The organism is Streptomyces sp. NPDC021115, from assembly GCF_044333065.1.
Classification (GTDB): Bacteria; Actinomycetota; Actinomycetes; order Streptomycetales; family Streptomycetaceae; genus Streptomyces.
Genome location: NZ_JBIRQF010000022.1, coordinates 1 through 16339 on the forward strand (window position 1 = coordinate 1; position 16339 = coordinate 16339).

Below are 16339 nucleotides of genomic sequence, written 5' to 3' on the forward strand. Positions count from 1 at the left end.
GGATCGGCGTAGACGGCTACGCTCGCGATCCCGGCATCCCGGCAGGCACGGGCAACACGGACAGCGATCTCGCCACGATTGGCGATGAGCACCTTCTGCATGCTCTCTCTTCCCTCTTCAGAAGTTGCCGTCCGGCGCGGACGGTCACGTTGCTACCCCAGGGCCCGCTTGAGGAAATCCAGTACCACGCTCGCGTAGCCTTCGGGATCGCTTTGCAGCCCGAGCAGGTGCTCGGCTCCCGGAAGGACGTGCGTCTCGGCCTGCGCATAGCGCTCGGCCAGCGCGTCCACCGAGGAGGGCGGCACGATCGCATCGTGCTCGCCCGACATGAACAGGAGTGGGATCTTGGCGAACTTGCCGGTCGCCGGCGGTGGCCATTGGGCGCGCAGCATCGCGGGCCCCAGGGCGCACAGGGCCCGCGTCACGACGGAGCGGGACGGCTCGCCGCTCAGCGCGGGCGGCATCGGCAGCGCCTCCGCCTCCAGGTACTTGCGCAGCAGCGGCGGGACGTCGTGCCCCGGGCCGCTGTCGCACACCAGCGCGTCGAACTCGAACCCGTCGTGGGTGAGCGCCCACATGGCCGAGAAGCAGGAGAAGGAGAAGCCGTAGACGGCGATGCGCGCCGTGGCGTACCCCTGCTTGCCGCGCAGCCAGGACACCACCGAGGTGACATCGCTGGCGAACCGGTCGCCGAGCCCGAACAGCGCCCGGTCGTCGCTGCTGGCCCCGTGGTTGCGGTGGTCGAACAGACAGACCGTGTACCCGGCGTCGTGCAGGAACTTGGCGTGGCCGAGGCTGTGGTCCTTGCCCGCGCCCAGGCTGTGCGCGAGCACCACGACCTTCTCGGTGGAACCGGGGCAGAGCCAGGCGTGCACCCGCTTCCGGCGGCCGAACGGGATCTCCAGATCCGTGCAGGGCAGCCCGTGGTCCCGGGGGTGCTCATGCTGGGTCCGGTCGCGCGGATGGAAGGCGAGATACGCCAGCTGGGCCCCGTACAGCGGGGCTATCGGCAACGCCGCGACCGAGAGGGCGCGGGACACCGGCGAGGGTGGCCGCACCGGCGTCCGGGGTGGCTCGGGCATCGGCGTCCTCCGGGAGGGGGTGGAGTGTCCGTCGGCGGTCAGGGCGGTCTCGTCTCGGTCGGTGCCGTGCGGTGGGGCAGCGGGGCGGGTACGTCAGGATGGCGGTTACGCGGGAGTACGGGGCGTCACCCGCAACCCCCGGCGTGGCCCTGGTCGCCGGACCGGGCGGCCACGAAGTCCGCGTCGGCCGGTGGCCCGGGAACGGGCGTACGGGCGGTGGGGGGAGCGGAAGGGGGCGCGTCGCGGGAGCGGACCGCCCCGGCGAACGCCGGAAGCCGGTCCACGCCCCAGTACTTGTCGTAGCCGAGGGTGAAGAACGGCACGCCGAACGCCCCGTCCCCGCTGAGCTCCAGCAGCGCCCGGAGCCCGCGCCCGGCGCGCAGTTCCGGGTCGTCGGCGGCCCCGGCCAGCCGGTCCGCCGCCGCGGCGGTGAGGCCCAGGCCGGTGGCGATGTCCGCGATGACCTCGCGGTCGCAGATGTCCCGGCCCTCCTGCCAGCGGGCCCGGTACACCCGTTCGATGTACGCGGGGCCGACCCCCGCGTCCAGCGCGGGAAAATACGCCAGATGCGGTACTTCCCAGACCGGGTCCCGGTCCACCGGCCAGGTGACGGCGAGCCCGCGCTCGGTGGTCAGGCGGCGCACGTCCTGGAGGATGTACAGATGCTTGTCGCGTGACATCGGCGTGTACGGAAAGGACCGCCGGTGCTCGGCCATGCGGTGCTCGCTGTCCGCGTCCGGCTCCCACCAGGGGTGCCATGCCACCGCCTGGGCGACATCCGGAAAGCGGTCCATCAGATCACGGTAGGCGATCCAGCTGTACGGGCTGCGGAAATTGAAATAGAACCGCGGCACCCTACTGCGCCTGGCCGTCATGTCCGTCCCCCTTCACCGGGACCGCTCGGATCGTTCCGACCGCCACCCGCTCGCTCACTCGCTCAGATCACGATCCCACCGTCGACCTGGAACACCGCTCCGGTCACATACTCCGCCCCGACCAGGTACGCGACCATGTCGGCGACCTCCTCCGGGCGTCCGAAGCGGCGCAGCGGGATGCTCTGCTCCGCCTCCTTGCGCACACTCTCGGACAGCGCCGCCGTCATGTCCGTCTCCACGAAGCCCGGCGCGACCACATTGGCCCGGATGCCGTACCGTCCGACCTCCTTGGCGAGCGATTTGGTGAAGCCGATGATCCCGGCCTTGGAGGCCGCGTAATTCGACTGTGCCGCATGGCCGTGCACGCCCGCCACCGAGGAGATGTTGATGATGCATCCGGACTTGCGCTTCATCATCCCGAATACGACCGAACGGCATATGTGGTACGTGCCGTCGAGGTTGACTTCCATGACGCCCCGCCACTCCTCGTCCTTCATCAGCAGCAGCGGATTGTCCCGCGCGATGCCCGCGGACACCACCGCCACGTCGAGGGGGCCTAGCCGGTTCTCGGTGAACGCCACGAGGTCGCGCACCGCGTCCGCGTCCCGTACGTCCGTCTGGCGGCCGACGACCCGGCCGCCGCCGAGCCCCGCCGCCTCCTCCTCCAGGGCGCGGGCCGCGTCGGGGCTTGACTGATGGCAGAACGCCACGTCGTAGCCGTCCCGGGCCAGCCGCAGTACGGTCGCGCGGCCGATGCCCCGGGAGCCGCCGGAGACCAGGGCCACCTTGCTGTGCGCGTCGGACATGGTGTTACGTCACCTCTCCCGCCGGGGCCTTCAGTTCGGCCGCCGGGCGCATCGTCATCACCAGTCGTCCGACGGTGAGCACGGTCGCGTCGCCGACCAGGCTCTCCCCCTCGAACATGTACGTCCCCCCGACCTGCCGGTCCAGCCGGACATGGTGTTCGACCACGTCGCCGGGGAGGACCGGGCGGTGGTACCCGGCGTCGGTGATCCCGCCGAGCAGCATCGCCATGCCCTCCAGCACATCCGGATTGGGTTCCTCCCAGGCCACCAGCACCCCCGCCACATGGCACCAGGATTCGAGGAGCACCGTCCAGGGGTAGTGGTACGCCTCCGCGGGCGCGTCGTCCGGGATCGCCTCGTACCAGGGCTCGTTGCAGGTGACGGCCTTGAGGCCGGAGGCGCGCATCCCCGGGACCAGTTCGGTGACCCGGTCGACGAGCAGCATGGGGTAGCGGTGCGGCAGCACCCGCTTGATCTGATCCACGGTGATCATCGGGTGGCCTCCCGTTCCTCGCGGGCGGTGAAGCGCAGCCGGACGCGGGCGGCGACCCCGCGCTCGGTGGTGGCCTCGGACCGGCAGCGCCACGCGCCCGTCGCGTCGTCCCGTGTCCAGGTGAACTCGCAGCTCAGGGTGGAGCCGGGGAAGACCGGGCCGAGGAAGCGGGCGGATTCGACCGCCGCCAGGGTGCCCCCCGGCTCGGGCAGCGTGGCGAGGGCGCCGCGCTGGACGTACTCGACGACGCACACCCCGGGGAAGATCGGGAACCCGGGGAAGTGGCCGGCGAACACCTTCTCCGTACCGCCGACCACGGCCACGCACCGGGCGGGCCGCTCCCCCGGCACCCCGGGGTCGAGCACCTCCACGGTGCCGTCGACGGGTCCGCACGCGGTCGCCGTCACCTCACTTCTCCAGCTTCGCGGCGAGCAGGTCGTGCACCTTCCGCAGGGTTGTGATGCTCTTCATCTCCCGCTCCTCCAGCTTCACCGCGTACTTCTTCTCCAGCTCGACCATGACCTCCAGGGCCATGAGCGAGTCGACGCCGAGGTCCTTGACGAAGTCGGCCTCGTCGGTCACCTCCTCCTCTTCCACATCGAGGACTTCCGCGACGAACGTGCGCAGTTCGTCGAGGTCCAGCGCGGCGGTGGCGTCGGCCATGGGGTTTCCTTCCGCTCTCGGGGGTCTTCAGGGGGCTCGGGGATCTCAGGGGGACGCGGCCGGCGCGGCGGGCGACTCGACCGGGACGGTGGCCGCGTCCTTCGCGATCCGGCGGATCATCCCGGTCAGCTGGCGGCCGGGGCCCAGCTCCACGAACCGGGCGCAGCCCAGTCCGGTTTCGAGGGTCCGGACGCTCTCCTCCCAGCGCACCGGGCTGGTGAGCTGGGCGAGTTCGCGGTCCCGCCACCCCTCGCCGCCACGGTGGGGGCGTGCGTCCACATTGGCCACCACCGGGGTGTGCGCGGGCGCGAACTCCACGGTTTCCAGGGCCGCGCGCAGTTCGTCCGCGGCGGCGGCCATGAGCGGGCTGTGGAACGCGCCGCCGACGGCGAGCCGGATCACCTTGCCCCCGCCGTCCGCGGCCAGGGCGGCGAACCGGTCGACGCCCTCGGCGGTGCCGGAGACGACGAGGTTGCCGGGCGCGTTGAGGTTGGCGAGCCACACCTCCGGACCCTCCGAACGCACCCGGCCGGTCAGCGCGTCCACGGTGTCGGCGTCGAGCCGGACGACGGCCGCCATGGTGCCGGGCGCGCCCTCGGCGCAGCGGCGCATGGCGCGGCCGCGGGCGGCGACCAGCCGAGCCGCGTCGGCGAGCGGCAGCGCCCCGGCCGCGTACAGGGCGGTGTACTCACCGAGGCTGTGCCCGGCGTACGCGGCCGCCTCGCCCAGCAGCCCGGCGGCGGACGCCTCGTGATGGGCGATCACCTGGTACGCGAAGACGGCGAGCTGCGCCAGGTCGGTGCGGCGCAGCGTGGCGTCGTCGGCCGTCAGCAGCAGCTCCTCGACGTCGACCCCGGTGTGCTCGGAGATCCCGGCCGCCAGCGGCCAGGACGCGGTGTCCCGCCACGCCCTGCCCATGCCCGCCTTCTGGGCGCCCTGCCCGGGGAAGACGACCGCGGTGCGCACGCCCGCCGCGGATGTCTCACTGCCTGTCATGGGCACTCCTTGTGTTCATCGGCCCGTCACCGGGTCCGCAGCAGCGCCGCGCCGACCACGCCGTCCCGGTCGACCGTGGTGACCAGGGCGGGGTTGCCGGGGGCGATCTCGCCGCGCTCGGCGAGCGCGAGGACGGCCGCGATCTGGAAGGCCGCCGAGGCGGCGCAGGTGTCGCCGATCGCGTCGGCCGTCGCCACCCGCAGCGGCTGGTGGCCGCCGAGGACGTCGGCGAGGGCGGCGCGTTCGGCCTCGCCCCCGGCACCGGGCGCCTGGGCGTCGGCGAGGACCGTCACGTCGCCGGGGGCGGTGCCGGTACGGTCCAGCAGCCGCGTCACGGCGTCGGCGAGCGCCGTACGGGCCGCCGCCGGGTCCGTGGCGAAGCCGAACTCCACGCCCGCGACCTCGGCGAGCCCGCCGCGGCCGTGTTCGCGGGCCTCGTCGGCGGTCTCCAGCAGCCAGACCGCGGCGCCCTCGCCGAGCACCGCCGTGGCATCGCCGTCGGCGCGGGTGTGCCACTCCAGCCAGGCGCGCGCGGAGGTGAACTCCTCGACCGCCCCGCACAGCACGGTCCGGGCGCGGCCCGCGCGCTGGAGCCGCAGCGCGTACCGCAGGGTGAGCAGCCCGGCGGCCCTGCCGCCCGCGATGGTGGTGTTGGGGCCCTTGAGGCCGTGCCAGATGGCGGACTGGCCCGCCGCGCAGTTCATCACCGTGTTGGGGAAGCGGGCCGGGTCCACGAAGAAGGGCTTGGCGCCGACGAGCGAGTCCCGCGTGAAGTCCATGATGGACTGGGCGCTTCCGGTGCTGGTGCCGAGCGCGATACCGGTGTGCTCGCCGACGCCCGGCAGCCGCTCGGTCCCGTCGCCGCCGCCCGTGCCCTCCGGCTCGCCGGACAGCAGATGGCGGATCGCGGTGACGGCGAGGCCGGTGACCCGGTCCATGGAGCGGGTGTTCTTGCGGCCGAGGATCTCCCGGATGTGGAAGTCGGGGACGAGGCACGCCTCGCGGAACGGCACCGACCACTCCTCGGGGTCGAGCGGCTTACCGGTGCCGCGGCCGGACCCCAGCCCGCTGCTGAAGTCCGCGGCCCGCAGCCCGAGGGGCGATACGGCGGTCCAGGCGGAGATGACCGGGCTGACCGCGGCGGGAGCGTTGACCATGGGTGCGGATACTCCTTCGGTAGTGGCCCGGGGGCCGGACGGGGTGCTCACAGGAACCACACCTGTTCGTAGGAGGGCCATCGCGCGGCGAGCCCGTGCGCCTCGATCACCCGCACGCCGGGCAGCAGCCGGTCGGCGGCGGTGCTCCCCAGCGCGGCCAGGTCGGGCCGTTCGACCAGCACGGTCACCCCGGCGTCCAGCACCTTCGCGACGGACGCGCGCGGATCGGGCAGGGTGTCCAGGGTGCGTCCGCCGAGGCGCAGCGGCGGCTGGGGCGCGGTGCGCAGGGCGTAGCCGACGGCGGGTCCGCGCAGCGCCAGATCGCAGCCCCCGCCGCTCTGCCGGTGCAGATCGGGGACGACGTAGAGGGCGTCGGCGAACTGGGTCTCGACGGAGCCGCGGTACGCCTTCTCCATGATCAGCAGCCAGCGGGCCTGGTCCGGCATGGCTCAGCACACCCCCATGACCAGGGCCTTGTCCGCGGCCTTGACGTGCTCGGCGAACAGGAACGGGGAGCGCTTGCTGACCTGGGGGATCTGGTCGGCGGCGCCCCGGTCGTCGGCGCAGAAGCGGCAGACGTACCAGTAGAGCCGGTCGGGGTGGTCGGCGAGCAGATCGCGGACGATCAGCGCGGTGGACGGATGGCGGCGCTCCAGGTCGGTGAGGTCGCGCGGCTTGGTGTCGCCGAGGGCCGCGCTGGTCAGCCCGGTGGCGTCGCCGCACGTCCAGATCTGCACCCGGGCGCCGCGGTCGAGCAGCGCGGTGGCCAGCCGCAGCGCCGAGGTGACCAGGTCGCTCTGGTGGGGCGCGCCGAAGAGGTTGAGCAGCACGTCGGTGGCGGGGATCGGCCGGGCCATCAGTGCCACACCGCCCTCACCTGGGGTTCCAGCAGCTTGGCCGCCACGTCGTCCATCTCCACCATGCGGACGTCGGGGGCGAGATCGTACGCGGGCAGGGCGCGCTGGGCGGTGGAGAAGGCGTCCACCCACACCTCGCCGCCGTCGCGCAGGAACGCCTCGATGCCGGGCGCGGCACCGGGCAGGGCCGCGCCGACGCCGTTCTCGACGAGGAACAGCACCACCCGGTGGCCGTCCCCGGCGAGCCGTGCCGCGTCGCCGACGAAGCGCTCGCAGGCGGGCCCGGTCTGCGGGCCGCCGCTCTCGATCAGCAGATGGTCCGTCATGTCAGCAGCTCACCGCCGTCCACGCCGATCACATTGCCGGTGATCCAGGAGGAGTCGGTGCGGGACAGCAGCGAGACCGCCTCGGCGACGTCCTCGGGGCGGGTGAGCCGCCGGTGCGGGTTGAGGTCCCGGGCGTACTCGGCGAGCCGTTCGCTGTCGGGGATGCGCTCCATGGACGGGGTCGGGGTGACGCCTGCGCGCAGCGCGTTGACGGCGATGCCCGAGGGGGCCAGCTCCAGGGCGAGTTGGCGTACATGGGACTCCAGCGCGGCCTTGGCGGCGGAGACGGCGCCGTAGTGGGGCATGACGCGGGTGCCTCCGGCGGAGGTCATCGCGTACACCTTGGAGCCCTGGCGCAGCAGGCCCGCGGTGAACAGGTCCTGGGTCCAGTAGACGAGGGAGTGCGCCATCACATCCAGCGTCATGTTCATCTGACGGGACGTGAGGCTGTCCTCGCCGTCGGGAGCGACGTACGGCAGCAGGGTGCCGAACGCGAGGGAGTGCACCAGGACGCGCACGCCGTTGCCGCCGGTCAGCTCCTCGAACCGGGGCAGCAGCTCCTCGCGGGTGCGGGCGGAGGCGGCGTTGGCGTTGAAGAAGTGCGCCTCGACGCCGTGCGCACGCATCTCCTCCTGGGCGACCGCCGCCTTCTGCTGGCCCTCGGTGGTGTCGAAGTGGACGCCCAGGACGCCGACGCCCGCGCGGGCCATCTCGTGCGCGATGGCCAGGCCCATGCCGCTGGAGGCGCCCAGGACCAGGCACCAGGATCCTTCGAGTGAGGTGATCATCGGCCGCTCGCCCTCCGTAGTCCGCCTGGTCGGCTGCTCGCTTCCGTACCGCCCGGTCCATCAGGGGTGATGAGGCAGACGGCGGTGTTGCCCTCGGCCGCCGCGGTGACGACGGCGTGTGCGTGGTCCGGGGGCCGCCGCAGGGCGGCGGCTACGCGCGCCAGCGGCGCCAGGCAGCCCGAGCCCGCCGGGACGCGTGCGGCCCCGGGGAACGCCGCCGCGACGGCCTCGCCCACCGGCGATTCGTCCAGCACGGCGGTGACGGTCAGCGGGTCGCCCGGCCGGTGGCCGAGGGCGGCGAGCGCGTCCCGCAGCGCCTCCGCGGCCTGCGGCGCGCCGTCGGCCGTGGCGGCGAGGGCGGGCGGCAGGAAGGCCGTACGGACGCCGACGCGCCCGTGCGCCCGGCCGCCGCGCTCCGCGACGGCCGCCGCGGGCTCCAGCAGCAGCGCGACGGCACCGGCCTCCGAGGCGTACGCGCCCGGCTCGCCCTCCGGCAGCGCCTCCTCCGTCGCCCCGGCGAGCAGCCGGGAGGCGCGGCCCGCGGCGACGGCTCGGGCGCCGGTCTGGAGCGCCTCCAGGCCCGCGACGCGGGGGCTGGTGACGGTGAGGTTGAAGCCCTTGAGGTCGTGTTCGGTGGCCAGTCGGCTGCCGAAGAGGTTGATGGAGAAGTAGGGCGCGGTGACCGGGCTCAGCTCGGCGGCGCTCGCCCCGGTGACCGTACGGTCCATCGCGTGGTGCAGGGCGGTGGCCGCGCTGTTGGTGCCCACCGCGGCGCCCCGGCGCTCGGGCCCGGCCGCCGTCAGGGCGTCCTCGCCCGCGTCGGCGAGCGCGCGCTTGGCGGCGGCCAGCACGTACTGGGAGGCACTGGGCAGGTACTTGTAGCCGCGGCGGCCCAGCTCCACGCGGAAGTCGAAACCGTCGGCGTCCACCTCGCCCACGCCCGTGACCAGGAGATCCATCAGCGGGCCTCCCCGAAGACGAGGGAGATGTTGTTGCCGCCGAACGCGTAGGCGTTGACCAGCCCGTAACCACCGGTCAGCGGGGTGCTCGCGGACGGCAGCGGCACCGCGCACTGCGGATCGGGCGCCCCGACCGGCACGTTCGGCGGCAGCGTGCGGTGGCGCAGCATCAGGGCGGCGGACAGCGCGGCGAACGCGCCCGCCGCGCCGCCGGTGTGGCCGATGAGCGCCTTCAGGCTGTACAGCGGGGGCGGCCGCGTGCCCAGGACCGTGCTGAGCACCCGGCTCTCCACCACGTCGTTGAGGTCGGTGCCGGTGCCGTGCGGTACGACGAAGCCGACCTCGCCCCCGCCCGCCTCGCGCAGCGCCTCCCGCAGCGCCCGCTCGATCTGCTCGCCGCCGGGTTCGGGCGCGGTCGCGTGGTGCGCGTCGCAGCTCCAGCCGGTGCCCGCGAGGCGGGCGTAGCCGGGCCCGGCGCCCCGCGCGCGGGCGTGCCCGGCGGACTCCAGCACCAGCACGGCGGCGCCCTCGCCGAAGACCGTGCCGCGCCGGTCGGCGGCGAACGGGCGGCAGCGCTCGGGGTCGATGGCGCCCAGCCGGTTGAAGCAGGCGAGCGCGACCCGGGAGTACGCCTCGGCGCCGCCCGCGAACACCACGTCCGCCTCGCCCGAGCGGATCAGGTCGGCGGCCACCGACAGGGCGTAGCCGCTGGCCGAACAGGCGTTGCTGACACACACGTTGGGGCCGCGGGCGCCGAGCAGCCCGCCGACCACCGAGGCCACCGGGAAGACGGGCGCCCAGCGGCCGGAGTCCGGGGCCTCGCCCGTCCACCACGTCTCGTGCAGGTCCGTGTCGCCCATGCCGCTGCTGATCGCGACGGCCACCCGGCGCGGATCGACGCTCCCCGGCTCCGCGAGCCCCGCGTCCCTGGCCGCCTGCCGGGCCGCCTCGACCGCGTACCGCGAACCGCGCCCCAGCGGCAGCCCCGCCCACTCGGCCGGTCCTTCCGGCACGTCGGCCTCGGGCACCAGATACATCCGCGGATGGTCCATGTGGGCGAGCGGGTCGGGCACCCGGGACGGGGCGGGTGGCGCGGTGTGCATGCCGCGCCAGAAGGCGTCGACGCCCGTCCCCAGCGGGGACAGCGCGCCCACTCCGGTGACCGTGATGTCGTCCATCAGGTGCCGCTCGGCTTTCCGGACAGCGCGTCCAGCACCCGCTGGTCGAAGGGGACCAGATGCCAGTCGCGGCGGTTTTCGATCAGCGCGTAGCCGTGCACGATGGAACCGGTGGCGGTGCGGGTGAGCGCGCCGTCGCGGACCGCGTAACAGTCCATGCGGGCGGTGTAGGTGAGGTCCTTGAAGATCTCCTCCACCGTGTAGACCGTGTACAGGTCCTCTTCCATCAGCGCCTCGTCGGTGATCCGTATCGAGGAGCGCGGCACGACCGGTATCCACCGGCGGTCGTCCAGCAGCGTCTTGATGGAGATGCCGCGGGACTTCACGAAGCGGTCCTTGGCCTCCTCCATCAGCCGCAGATAGCCGGACATCTGGAGCCGCTCGGTGAAGTGGCAGTAGGGGTAGGTGATGTTCCACTTCCAGGCGTGGGCGTTACGGCCCTCCGTGAGCGCCGCCAGGACGGCCCGCTCGTCGCCGTCCGCCACCGCCGGAACCGCCGGAACCGGCGCGGTGAGCGCGTCGGAGCCCAGCCGGTCCACCGTGAACCGGCCGAACTCGCCCGGCGGTTCGGCGGGGCCGGTCAGATAGGTGTCGGCGCGCAGCGAGACCCGGGCCGTGGCGGTGACGGCCTTGAGGGTCGAGCCGTCGCGGACGACCCGCAGGGTCACCCGGAAGGTGAGCTCCGTATCGCCGTCGGAGGTGTGCGGGACCACCTCGGCATCGGCCTCGTCGTCCATGTGGAAGGCGTGCAGGATGCGGCTGTCCAGCGCCACGATGTCCAGCCCGAGTCCGTGCTCCTCGTACAGCCGGCGGGCGGGCGCCCCGGAGCGGGCGAAGTGGACCAGCACCGCCTCCTCCAGCAGGTAGTTGACGTGCTTGAAGCCGATCCACGTGCAGATGTTGGAGCCCTCGTACCGCGGCCGGAGCCGCACCGTGGTGGTGTCGGCCAGCAGGGCCTTCGTCGACATCGGCGGGGCGGCGGCTCTCATCAGGTGCACTCCATGGCTGAAATCTCCGACATCGCTGGAACCTTCGACGTCGCTGAAACCTCTGACATCCGCCGCTCGCCCGGCCCGCGCAGCAGCATCCCGGCCACCGCGTCCGCTGTGTCGTCGCCGCTGGTGATCAGCGCCTCCCCGGGGCCGGTCCCGGTCCCCGCCTCCGCCCCGGCCGTGCCGAGCCAGCCGACCGCGGCGGCGCACTGGAGGACGCCGAGCGCGCCGGAGGCGCGGCCGAAGGCGGCGGTGACGTCGTGCCGCGGTACGGACGGGGGCAGCGCGGGGCCGTCGGCGCCCGGCTCCTCGTAGCGCTCCGGGGTGAACCAGACACCCGGCCCTTCGCCGCCCTCCGGCAGCAGCGCCCGGACGCAGCCCGCGAGTCCCGCCCGGCGCTGATACGGCCCGAGGACGGCCACCGCGCGCCCCCCGCGCTCCTCCGCCCAGCGCGCGCCCTCCACGACGAGGGCGGCCGCGCCGTCCAGCAGGTCGTCGGCGGGCCGGGCGAGCAGGTCCGCCACGACGGCGTTGTGGGTCTCGACGCCGACCACCAGGGCGCGGCGGACGCGGCCCGCGGCCACGAGCGTCGCGGCCCAGTGGACGGCGTCGAGACCGGACGTCGGGCCGTTGCAGAGCATCAGATTGGGGCCGCGCAGCCCGTGCCGGATCGCGATCCAGGAGGCGATCACATTGCTGGAGGCGTTGGGCAGGCTCATGGGGCTCAGCGAGCGGGCCGAGTCCTCGGCGATCGCGGCGGCGGTGAGGCACGCGGTGTCGAGGTTGCCCAGGTTGGAGCTGGCCACCACGCCGACGGTGTCCCCCGGCACGGTCAGTTGCCCGCCCTGAGCGCCGGGTGCGCCGTCGGCGGGGACGAGGGCGGCGTCGCATAACGCGTCGAGCGCGGCGCACAGCGCGAGCTGGGTCGCCCGGTCCTTGTAGCGGTGCCCGCGGCGGCCGATGCGGGCGCCGGTGTCGAACGGCTCGGGCGCGTGCCCGGGGGCGTGCGAGGCGCGCAGCAGCGCGTCCGGGGTGTCCGCGCCGGGCAGGGCCAGCCCGACCCCGGAGACGACGACGGGGGTGCCGGGCGCGTTCACCGGCCCGCCCTCTCCACGATGGCGACGGCGTTGACCCCGCCGAACCCGAACGCGTCGATCTGGGCGAACCGCAGGCTCTCGGCCGCGCCGGGTTCCCGGACGAAGCGGAAGTCCGCCGCCTCGGGCAGCGGATCGGTGAGGCCGAGGGTCGGCGGCACCCGGCCCGAGGTCAGCGACTTCAGCGCGACGATCAGGCTGACCAGGCCCGAACTGCCCGAGGTGTGGCCGGTCATGGATTTGATCGCGGTCATCAGCGGCGTCGTCACCTCGGGCCCGAAGACCTCGGCGATGGCGGCCGCCTCCGCGGTGTCGTTGAGCTGCGTACCGGTGCCGTGCAGCAGCACCAGGTCGATGTCGCCGGGGGTGACGCCCGCCCGCTGCTGGGCCTCGTGCACCGCCCGTACGATGCCCTGCGCGTCGGGCGCGGTGACATGGCGGGCGTCGCAGTTCATGCTGACGGCGCGCAGTCTGCCGAGCGCGCCGGAGCGCGCGCCGGACTCCTCCCGGCGCAGCACCACCGCGGCGGCGCCGTCACCCATCAGCACCCCGCGGCGCTCCCGGTCGAACGGCCGGACCCGGTCGGGCGGTTCGGCGTTCACCCGGTCCAGCAGCCCGTACATGGACTCGGTGAGGGTGTCGACCCCGGCCACGATCACGGTGTCCTCGGCGCCGGTGGCCAGCAGGTCGCTGCCGAGGGCGAGGGCGTACAGCGAGGCCGAGCAGGCCCCCGCGAAGGTGTGGGTGCGCACCGCGCCGAAACGTTCTCTCAGCGCGGTGCCGAAGTGCAGCCGCGCCTCGGTGTCGAACGCGGTGCCGTCGCGCCAGGCGAGCTCCGCCGAGCGCAGCTCGCGCAGCCCGGTGCCGACGAGGACGGGCACCCCGCTCAGGTCTTCACCGAGCCCGGCCTGCCGCGCCGCCTCCCCGACAGCGCGGAGCAGCCAGGCGGTGGCCCGGCCGGGCACATCGGCGCCGGGTCCCGGCCGGTCGTCGATCTCGTACGCGTGCCGCCCCCGGTAGCGGCCGGCGTCGAAGCCGCGCAGTTCACCGAGTCCGCTGGTGCCCGCGCACAGGGCCGCGAAGACCTCGTCGACGCCCTCCCCCACGCTCACCACGGCGCCCGCGCCGGTCACCAGCTGACTCATGGTCAATTCCAGTCCGTGCCGCGCTTGCCGAAGATCACGACGGCGTTGTTGCCGCCGAAGGCGAGCCCGTTGTTCTGTACGACCCTCAGCTCGGCGTCCACGGCCTCGTTCGGCACGACGTCCAGGCCGCACTCCGGGTCGGTCTCCACATGATTGATCGTCGGCGGGATGAACCCCTCGGTGAGGGCCAGCGCGCAGGCGATCGAGGCGAGCGCCCCGGCGGCGCCCATGGAGTGGCCGATCATCGACTTGATGGAGACGGTGCGCGGCGGCGCGGCCTCGCCGAAGACCTGGCGGATGGCGCGCGCCTCGGTGATGTCGTTGGCCTTGGTGCCGGTGCCGTGCGCGGAGATGAAGTCGACCTCCTCCGGCTTGATCCGGGCGTCGTCCAGGGCGAGCCGCATGCAGCGGGCCACGCTGTCCTGGTTGGGCGCGACGGGGTGGTCGGCGTCGCAGTTGAGGCCGTAGCCGAGGACTTCGGCGTAGATGCGGGCGCCGCGGGCCAGCGCCGACTCCAGGCTCTCCAGGACGAGGACGCCCGCGCCCTCGCCGGTCAGGATGCCCTTGCGGTCCTTGTCGAACGGCTGGCAGCGCTCCGGCGCTATCGTCCCCAGCCGGTAGAAGCCGGTGAAGGTCTTGCGGCACAGCGCGTCGGCGCCGCCGCACAGGGCGATCTCCACGTCCCCGCCGCGGATGGCGTCGTAGCCGTAGCCGATGGCGTAGTTGCCCGCCGCGCACGCCGTGGGGAGGGTGACCGCCTCCGTCCGGCTCAAGCCGAACTCCTCCGCGATGACGGCCGAAAGGCGCCCCGCGGGCACCCGGCGCGCGACGGTGGGGTCCATCCGCTCCGGTCCGAGATCGACCTCCGTCTCGACGAGCTGGTCCAGATCGCCCGACTCCCCGTCGGTGGTACCGATGGAGATCAGGGACGGGACGGCGCGCAGCGCGTCCTCCGCGATACCGGCGTCGGCCACCGCCATGCGGGCCGCCGCCACCGAGAACTGGCTCGCCCGGCCCAGGTTCTCCACGTCCAGATTGCGGATCCACCGCCCGGGTTCGAAGTCCGGGACCTCGCATGCCATCGCATGCTCGAAACCCTCGGTGTCGAACGCGGTGACCGGCCGTGCCGCGCTCTTCCCTGCGCGCAGTCCGGCGAGGAATTCCGCGGTGCCGATGCCGATGCCGGACACCGCCCCGAGACCGGTGACGACGACCCTGCGACCCGACTCACCACGCATATCGCTCTGCCTTCCGAGGAGTTGGCCTAGAGCCCCGTCACCAGCCTGCCGCGTCGGAAACGACCTCGTAGACGCCCTCGAGGTTCACCATCCGGCCCAGCTCGGACTGGTCGATGACGACGTTGAACGTTTTTTCGAGCGCCGCAAGTATTTCAATGGCCCGCAGCGAATCCGCGTCATGCTCTTCTTTGAAGAGGCTGGTCTCGGTGACCTCGTCCGGATCGATCTCAAGGATATCCGTGACGATTTCCTTGATGGTTTCCCGACGCTCTTCGACGATGGCGGCCATTACCGCGCACCTCCATTTTCGGCATGGGCAAAGCGACGACTGACGTTGACGCTATGCGGCGGTTCCGGGGCCGACAAGCCCCGAGTCCACTACCTGTCACACCGCCCGTGAAGCCAACCGCACGACAACCACGGCTGTCATAAAGCTGCACTGCGCAGCGGGTTACCGGAACGTCAGGATGCCCAATCGGCAGCAAGCTGCCACGGTGATACCCACAGACCGCGCAAATCAGCCGGAATCCGGCTACCCGTCGCAGCAGTCCACTAGTCGCGCTCCGCCTCCATGAGCCCCGCGCGCACGGCCCGCACCCCGGCCTGGAAGCGTGACTCCACGTTCAGGTCCCGCATGATGTCGGCCACGTAGCGCCGGTACGTACGCACCGAGAGACCCAGCTTCCGGGCCGCCGCGTCGTCCTTGTAGCCCTCGGCCATCAGCGTCAGCACCTCGCGCAGCACCCGGCCGCGCGCCCCGCCCTCGAACGACAGCGGCCGCATCGGGCGCAGCGCGGTGTCCCACATCCCGCACAGCAGCCGGTGCAGCATCGCGGCCACCGTCGAGTTCTGGATCATGGAGGCGCGGGAGCCGCCGGGCTCGCCAGGGGAGCGCTCGGGCGCGATCACCGCCACGCCGTCGACCGCGACCAGTTCCTGCCGTACGGAACCGCACACCCGTACCTCCAGGCGCGGCACCGTGCCGACCGTGCGCTGCCACATCGCCCCGCGGATCACCCGCGGCGGGCACAGCATCCGGGTCCGCACGCCCTTGCCGGACAGCTGTGCGAGGGTCTGCGCGACCAGCCGGGCGTGCTCCTCGTTGGTGACCTCGGGCAGGCTCCAGATCACGTCACGCTCGGCCCGCAGCACCAGCCGTGCCACCCATCCGGCCACGACCTCGCCGTCCACCGGGAGTTCCGCGGTCGCCGAGGCGAGCACGGAGCGGCGGTGGTGGTGCACGGCCGACTCCACCAGCCGTAACGCCTGGCCAAGGGCCTCCTCCAGGTTGTCCGACCTGGCTTCCGGCTCCATACGAACCGCTCTCCTCGTGCCCGTCTCGCCGTCAATACCGTCGATACCCTCAATGGGCGTACGGTCATTTGGTTGAATTCCAAAATGGCTCAAAGGACACCCCCCGTTCCCCAGTCGGGGCACAGTAACGAGCCATCTGCCGAAACGGCAAGGAACATCATGGCTCAACGGGCGGTCACCGGGGTAAATATCACCGCCCTCGTGTGACGGAAGACCCCCGGGCGGGGTCAAGGGGCTGCGCCCCGGCTCGGCAGATTGGTAACTTCCTCTTTGAGCCAGCAAGCGTTGAGCCCCAGTCAGCAAGCCTTGAGCCAGCAAGCCGTCCCTTGCCGTACGAGCGCGGACCCCCCACCCTTCAGTGGTCCCCGAAAGGCGC

Annotated in this window: 21 protein-coding genes; all 21 read right to left on the bottom strand. The window is 73.0% G+C overall.

Annotation, left to right across the window (positions count from 1 at the left end):
* Window positions 1-101, bottom strand: a 101-nt coding sequence (locus tag ACH4TL_RS38975) for a biotin carboxylase N-terminal domain-containing protein (RefSeq protein ID WP_344316556.1), incomplete at its 3' end; no start/stop codon positions are given.
* A 51-nt stretch (window positions 102-152) separates the two neighbouring features.
* Window positions 153-1082, bottom strand: coding sequence for an alpha/beta hydrolase family protein (locus ACH4TL_RS38980; RefSeq protein WP_398328533.1), 930 nt, complete (start codon window positions 1080-1082; stop codon window positions 153-155).
* Window positions 1083-1207: 125 nt separating this feature from the next.
* Entirely contained in the window at window positions 1208-1957 is a 750-nt protein-coding gene (locus ACH4TL_RS38985) for a DsbA family protein (protein WP_398328530.1), read from the bottom strand.
* A gap of 62 nt (window positions 1958-2019) precedes the next feature.
* Complete coding sequence (fabG, locus tag ACH4TL_RS38990) at window positions 2020-2763, bottom strand: 3-oxoacyl-ACP reductase FabG (protein WP_398328527.1); 744 nt, start codon at window positions 2761-2763, stop codon at window positions 2020-2022.
* Between the two features lie 4 nt (window positions 2764-2767).
* A complete protein-coding gene (locus tag ACH4TL_RS38995; protein WP_398328524.1) occupies window positions 2768-3256 on the bottom strand; it encodes a 3-hydroxyacyl-ACP dehydratase FabZ family protein in 489 nt (162 codons plus the stop codon).
* Window positions 3253-3663 (bottom strand): 3-hydroxyacyl-ACP dehydratase FabZ family protein, encoded by a 411-nt coding sequence (locus ACH4TL_RS39000; RefSeq protein ID WP_398328521.1) that lies wholly within the window; start codon window positions 3661-3663, stop codon window positions 3253-3255. The genes ACH4TL_RS38995 and ACH4TL_RS39000 overlap by 4 nt, the downstream gene beginning before the upstream one ends.
* Window position 3664: 1 nt before the next feature.
* Window positions 3665-3919, bottom strand: coding sequence for an acyl carrier protein (locus ACH4TL_RS39005; RefSeq protein WP_398328518.1), 255 nt, complete (start codon window positions 3917-3919; stop codon window positions 3665-3667).
* 45 nt (window positions 3920-3964) lie between these two features.
* Window positions 3965-4915: an ACP S-malonyltransferase gene (locus tag ACH4TL_RS39010; protein ID WP_398328515.1), complete on the bottom strand. Its 951-nt coding sequence runs from the start codon at window positions 4913-4915 to the stop codon at window positions 3965-3967.
* Window positions 4916-4941: 26 nt separating this feature from the next.
* Complete coding sequence (locus tag ACH4TL_RS39015) at window positions 4942-6072, bottom strand: beta-ketoacyl synthase N-terminal-like domain-containing protein (RefSeq protein WP_398328512.1); 1131 nt, start codon at window positions 6070-6072, stop codon at window positions 4942-4944.
* A gap of 47 nt (window positions 6073-6119) precedes the next feature.
* A complete protein-coding gene (locus tag ACH4TL_RS39020) occupies window positions 6120-6518 on the bottom strand; it encodes a hypothetical protein (protein ID WP_398328509.1) in 399 nt (132 codons plus the stop codon).
* A gap of 3 nt (window positions 6519-6521) precedes the next feature.
* Complete coding sequence (locus tag ACH4TL_RS39025; RefSeq protein WP_063735258.1) at window positions 6522-6929, bottom strand: hypothetical protein; 408 nt, start codon at window positions 6927-6929, stop codon at window positions 6522-6524.
* Window positions 6929-7255, bottom strand: coding sequence for a hypothetical protein (locus ACH4TL_RS39030; RefSeq protein ID WP_398328506.1), 327 nt, complete (start codon window positions 7253-7255; stop codon window positions 6929-6931). The genes ACH4TL_RS39025 and ACH4TL_RS39030 overlap by 1 nt, the downstream gene beginning before the upstream one ends.
* Entirely contained in the window at window positions 7252-8043 is a 792-nt protein-coding gene (locus tag ACH4TL_RS39035; protein WP_398328503.1) for an SDR family oxidoreductase, read from the bottom strand. The genes ACH4TL_RS39030 and ACH4TL_RS39035 overlap by 4 nt, the downstream gene beginning before the upstream one ends.
* Window positions 8040-9002: a beta-ketoacyl synthase N-terminal-like domain-containing protein gene (locus ACH4TL_RS39040; protein WP_398328500.1), complete on the bottom strand. Its 963-nt coding sequence runs from the start codon at window positions 9000-9002 to the stop codon at window positions 8040-8042. Before ACH4TL_RS39040 ends, ACH4TL_RS39035 begins: the two co-directional genes overlap by 4 nt.
* Entirely contained in the window at window positions 9002-10180 is a 1179-nt protein-coding gene (locus ACH4TL_RS39045) for a beta-ketoacyl-[acyl-carrier-protein] synthase family protein (protein ID WP_398328497.1), read from the bottom strand. The genes ACH4TL_RS39040 and ACH4TL_RS39045 overlap by 1 nt, the downstream gene beginning before the upstream one ends.
* On the bottom strand, window positions 10180-11169 hold the full coding sequence (locus ACH4TL_RS39050) for a hypothetical protein (protein WP_398328494.1): 990 nt from the start codon (window positions 11167-11169) through the stop codon (window positions 10180-10182). Before ACH4TL_RS39050 ends, ACH4TL_RS39045 begins: the two co-directional genes overlap by 1 nt.
* Window positions 11169-12269, bottom strand: coding sequence for a beta-ketoacyl synthase N-terminal-like domain-containing protein (locus ACH4TL_RS39055; RefSeq protein ID WP_398328491.1), 1101 nt, complete (start codon window positions 12267-12269; stop codon window positions 11169-11171). Before ACH4TL_RS39055 ends, ACH4TL_RS39050 begins: the two co-directional genes overlap by 1 nt.
* Window positions 12266-13411, bottom strand: coding sequence for a beta-ketoacyl synthase N-terminal-like domain-containing protein (locus ACH4TL_RS39060; protein ID WP_398328488.1), 1146 nt, complete (start codon window positions 13409-13411; stop codon window positions 12266-12268). Before ACH4TL_RS39060 ends, ACH4TL_RS39055 begins: the two co-directional genes overlap by 4 nt.
* 2 nt (window positions 13412-13413) lie before the next feature.
* Complete coding sequence (locus tag ACH4TL_RS39065) at window positions 13414-14649, bottom strand: beta-ketoacyl-[acyl-carrier-protein] synthase family protein (protein WP_398328485.1); 1236 nt, start codon at window positions 14647-14649, stop codon at window positions 13414-13416.
* 37 nt (window positions 14650-14686) lie between these two features.
* Window positions 14687-14938, bottom strand: a complete 252-nt coding sequence (locus ACH4TL_RS39070) for an acyl carrier protein (RefSeq protein WP_385437103.1) — start codon at window positions 14936-14938, stop codon at window positions 14687-14689.
* Between the two features lie 263 nt (window positions 14939-15201).
* Window positions 15202-15963 (bottom strand): LuxR C-terminal-related transcriptional regulator, encoded by a 762-nt coding sequence (locus tag ACH4TL_RS39075; RefSeq protein ID WP_398328481.1) that lies wholly within the window; start codon window positions 15961-15963, stop codon window positions 15202-15204.
* Between the last annotated feature and the right edge of the window lie 376 nt (window positions 15964-16339).

What these genes read in the sequence shown, in the direction of transcription:
- ACH4TL_RS39060 (WP_398328488.1), bottom strand. Translation starts at nt 13,411, where the DNA reads ATGAGTCAGCTGGTGACCGGCGCGGGCGCCGTGGTGAGCGTGGGGGAG.
- ACH4TL_RS39075 (WP_398328481.1), bottom strand. Translation starts at nt 15,963, where the DNA reads ATGGAGCCGGAAGCCAGGTCGGACAACCTGGAGGAGGCCCTTGGCCAG.
- ACH4TL_RS39050 (WP_398328494.1), bottom strand. Translation starts at nt 11,169, where the DNA reads ATGAGAGCCGCCGCCCCGCCGATGTCGACGAAGGCCCTGCTGGCCGAC.
- ACH4TL_RS39025 (WP_063735258.1), bottom strand. Translation starts at nt 6,929, where the DNA reads ATGGCCCGGCCGATCCCCGCCACCGACGTGCTGCTCAACCTCTTCGGC.
- ACH4TL_RS39070 (WP_385437103.1), bottom strand. Translation starts at nt 14,938, where the DNA reads ATGGCCGCCATCGTCGAAGAGCGTCGGGAAACCATCAAGGAAATCGTC.
- ACH4TL_RS38995 (WP_398328524.1), bottom strand. Translation starts at nt 3,256, where the DNA reads ATGATCACCGTGGATCAGATCAAGCGGGTGCTGCCGCACCGCTACCCC.
- ACH4TL_RS39005 (WP_398328518.1), bottom strand. Translation starts at nt 3,919, where the DNA reads ATGGCCGACGCCACCGCCGCGCTGGACCTCGACGAACTGCGCACGTTC.
- ACH4TL_RS39040 (WP_398328500.1), bottom strand. Translation starts at nt 9,002, where the DNA reads ATGGATCTCCTGGTCACGGGCGTGGGCGAGGTGGACGCCGACGGTTTC.
- fabG (WP_398328527.1), bottom strand. Translation starts at nt 2,763, where the DNA reads ATGTCCGACGCGCACAGCAAGGTGGCCCTGGTCTCCGGCGGCTCCCGG.
- ACH4TL_RS38985 (WP_398328530.1), bottom strand. Translation starts at nt 1,957, where the DNA reads ATGACGGCCAGGCGCAGTAGGGTGCCGCGGTTCTATTTCAATTTCCGC.
- ACH4TL_RS39045 (WP_398328497.1), bottom strand. Translation starts at nt 10,180, where the DNA reads ATGGACGACATCACGGTCACCGGAGTGGGCGCGCTGTCCCCGCTGGGG.
- ACH4TL_RS39020 (WP_398328509.1), bottom strand. Translation starts at nt 6,518, where the DNA reads ATGCCGGACCAGGCCCGCTGGCTGCTGATCATGGAGAAGGCGTACCGC.
- ACH4TL_RS39030 (WP_398328506.1), bottom strand. Translation starts at nt 7,255, where the DNA reads ATGACGGACCATCTGCTGATCGAGAGCGGCGGCCCGCAGACCGGGCCC.
- ACH4TL_RS39015 (WP_398328512.1), bottom strand. Translation starts at nt 6,072, where the DNA reads ATGGTCAACGCTCCCGCCGCGGTCAGCCCGGTCATCTCCGCCTGGACC.
- ACH4TL_RS39035 (WP_398328503.1), bottom strand. Translation starts at nt 8,043, where the DNA reads ATGATCACCTCACTCGAAGGATCCTGGTGCCTGGTCCTGGGCGCCTCC.
- ACH4TL_RS39010 (WP_398328515.1), bottom strand. Translation starts at nt 4,915, where the DNA reads ATGACAGGCAGTGAGACATCCGCGGCGGGCGTGCGCACCGCGGTCGTC.
- ACH4TL_RS38980 (WP_398328533.1), bottom strand. Translation starts at nt 1,082, where the DNA reads ATGCCCGAGCCACCCCGGACGCCGGTGCGGCCACCCTCGCCGGTGTCC.
- ACH4TL_RS39065 (WP_398328485.1), bottom strand. Translation starts at nt 14,649, where the DNA reads ATGCGTGGTGAGTCGGGTCGCAGGGTCGTCGTCACCGGTCTCGGGGCG.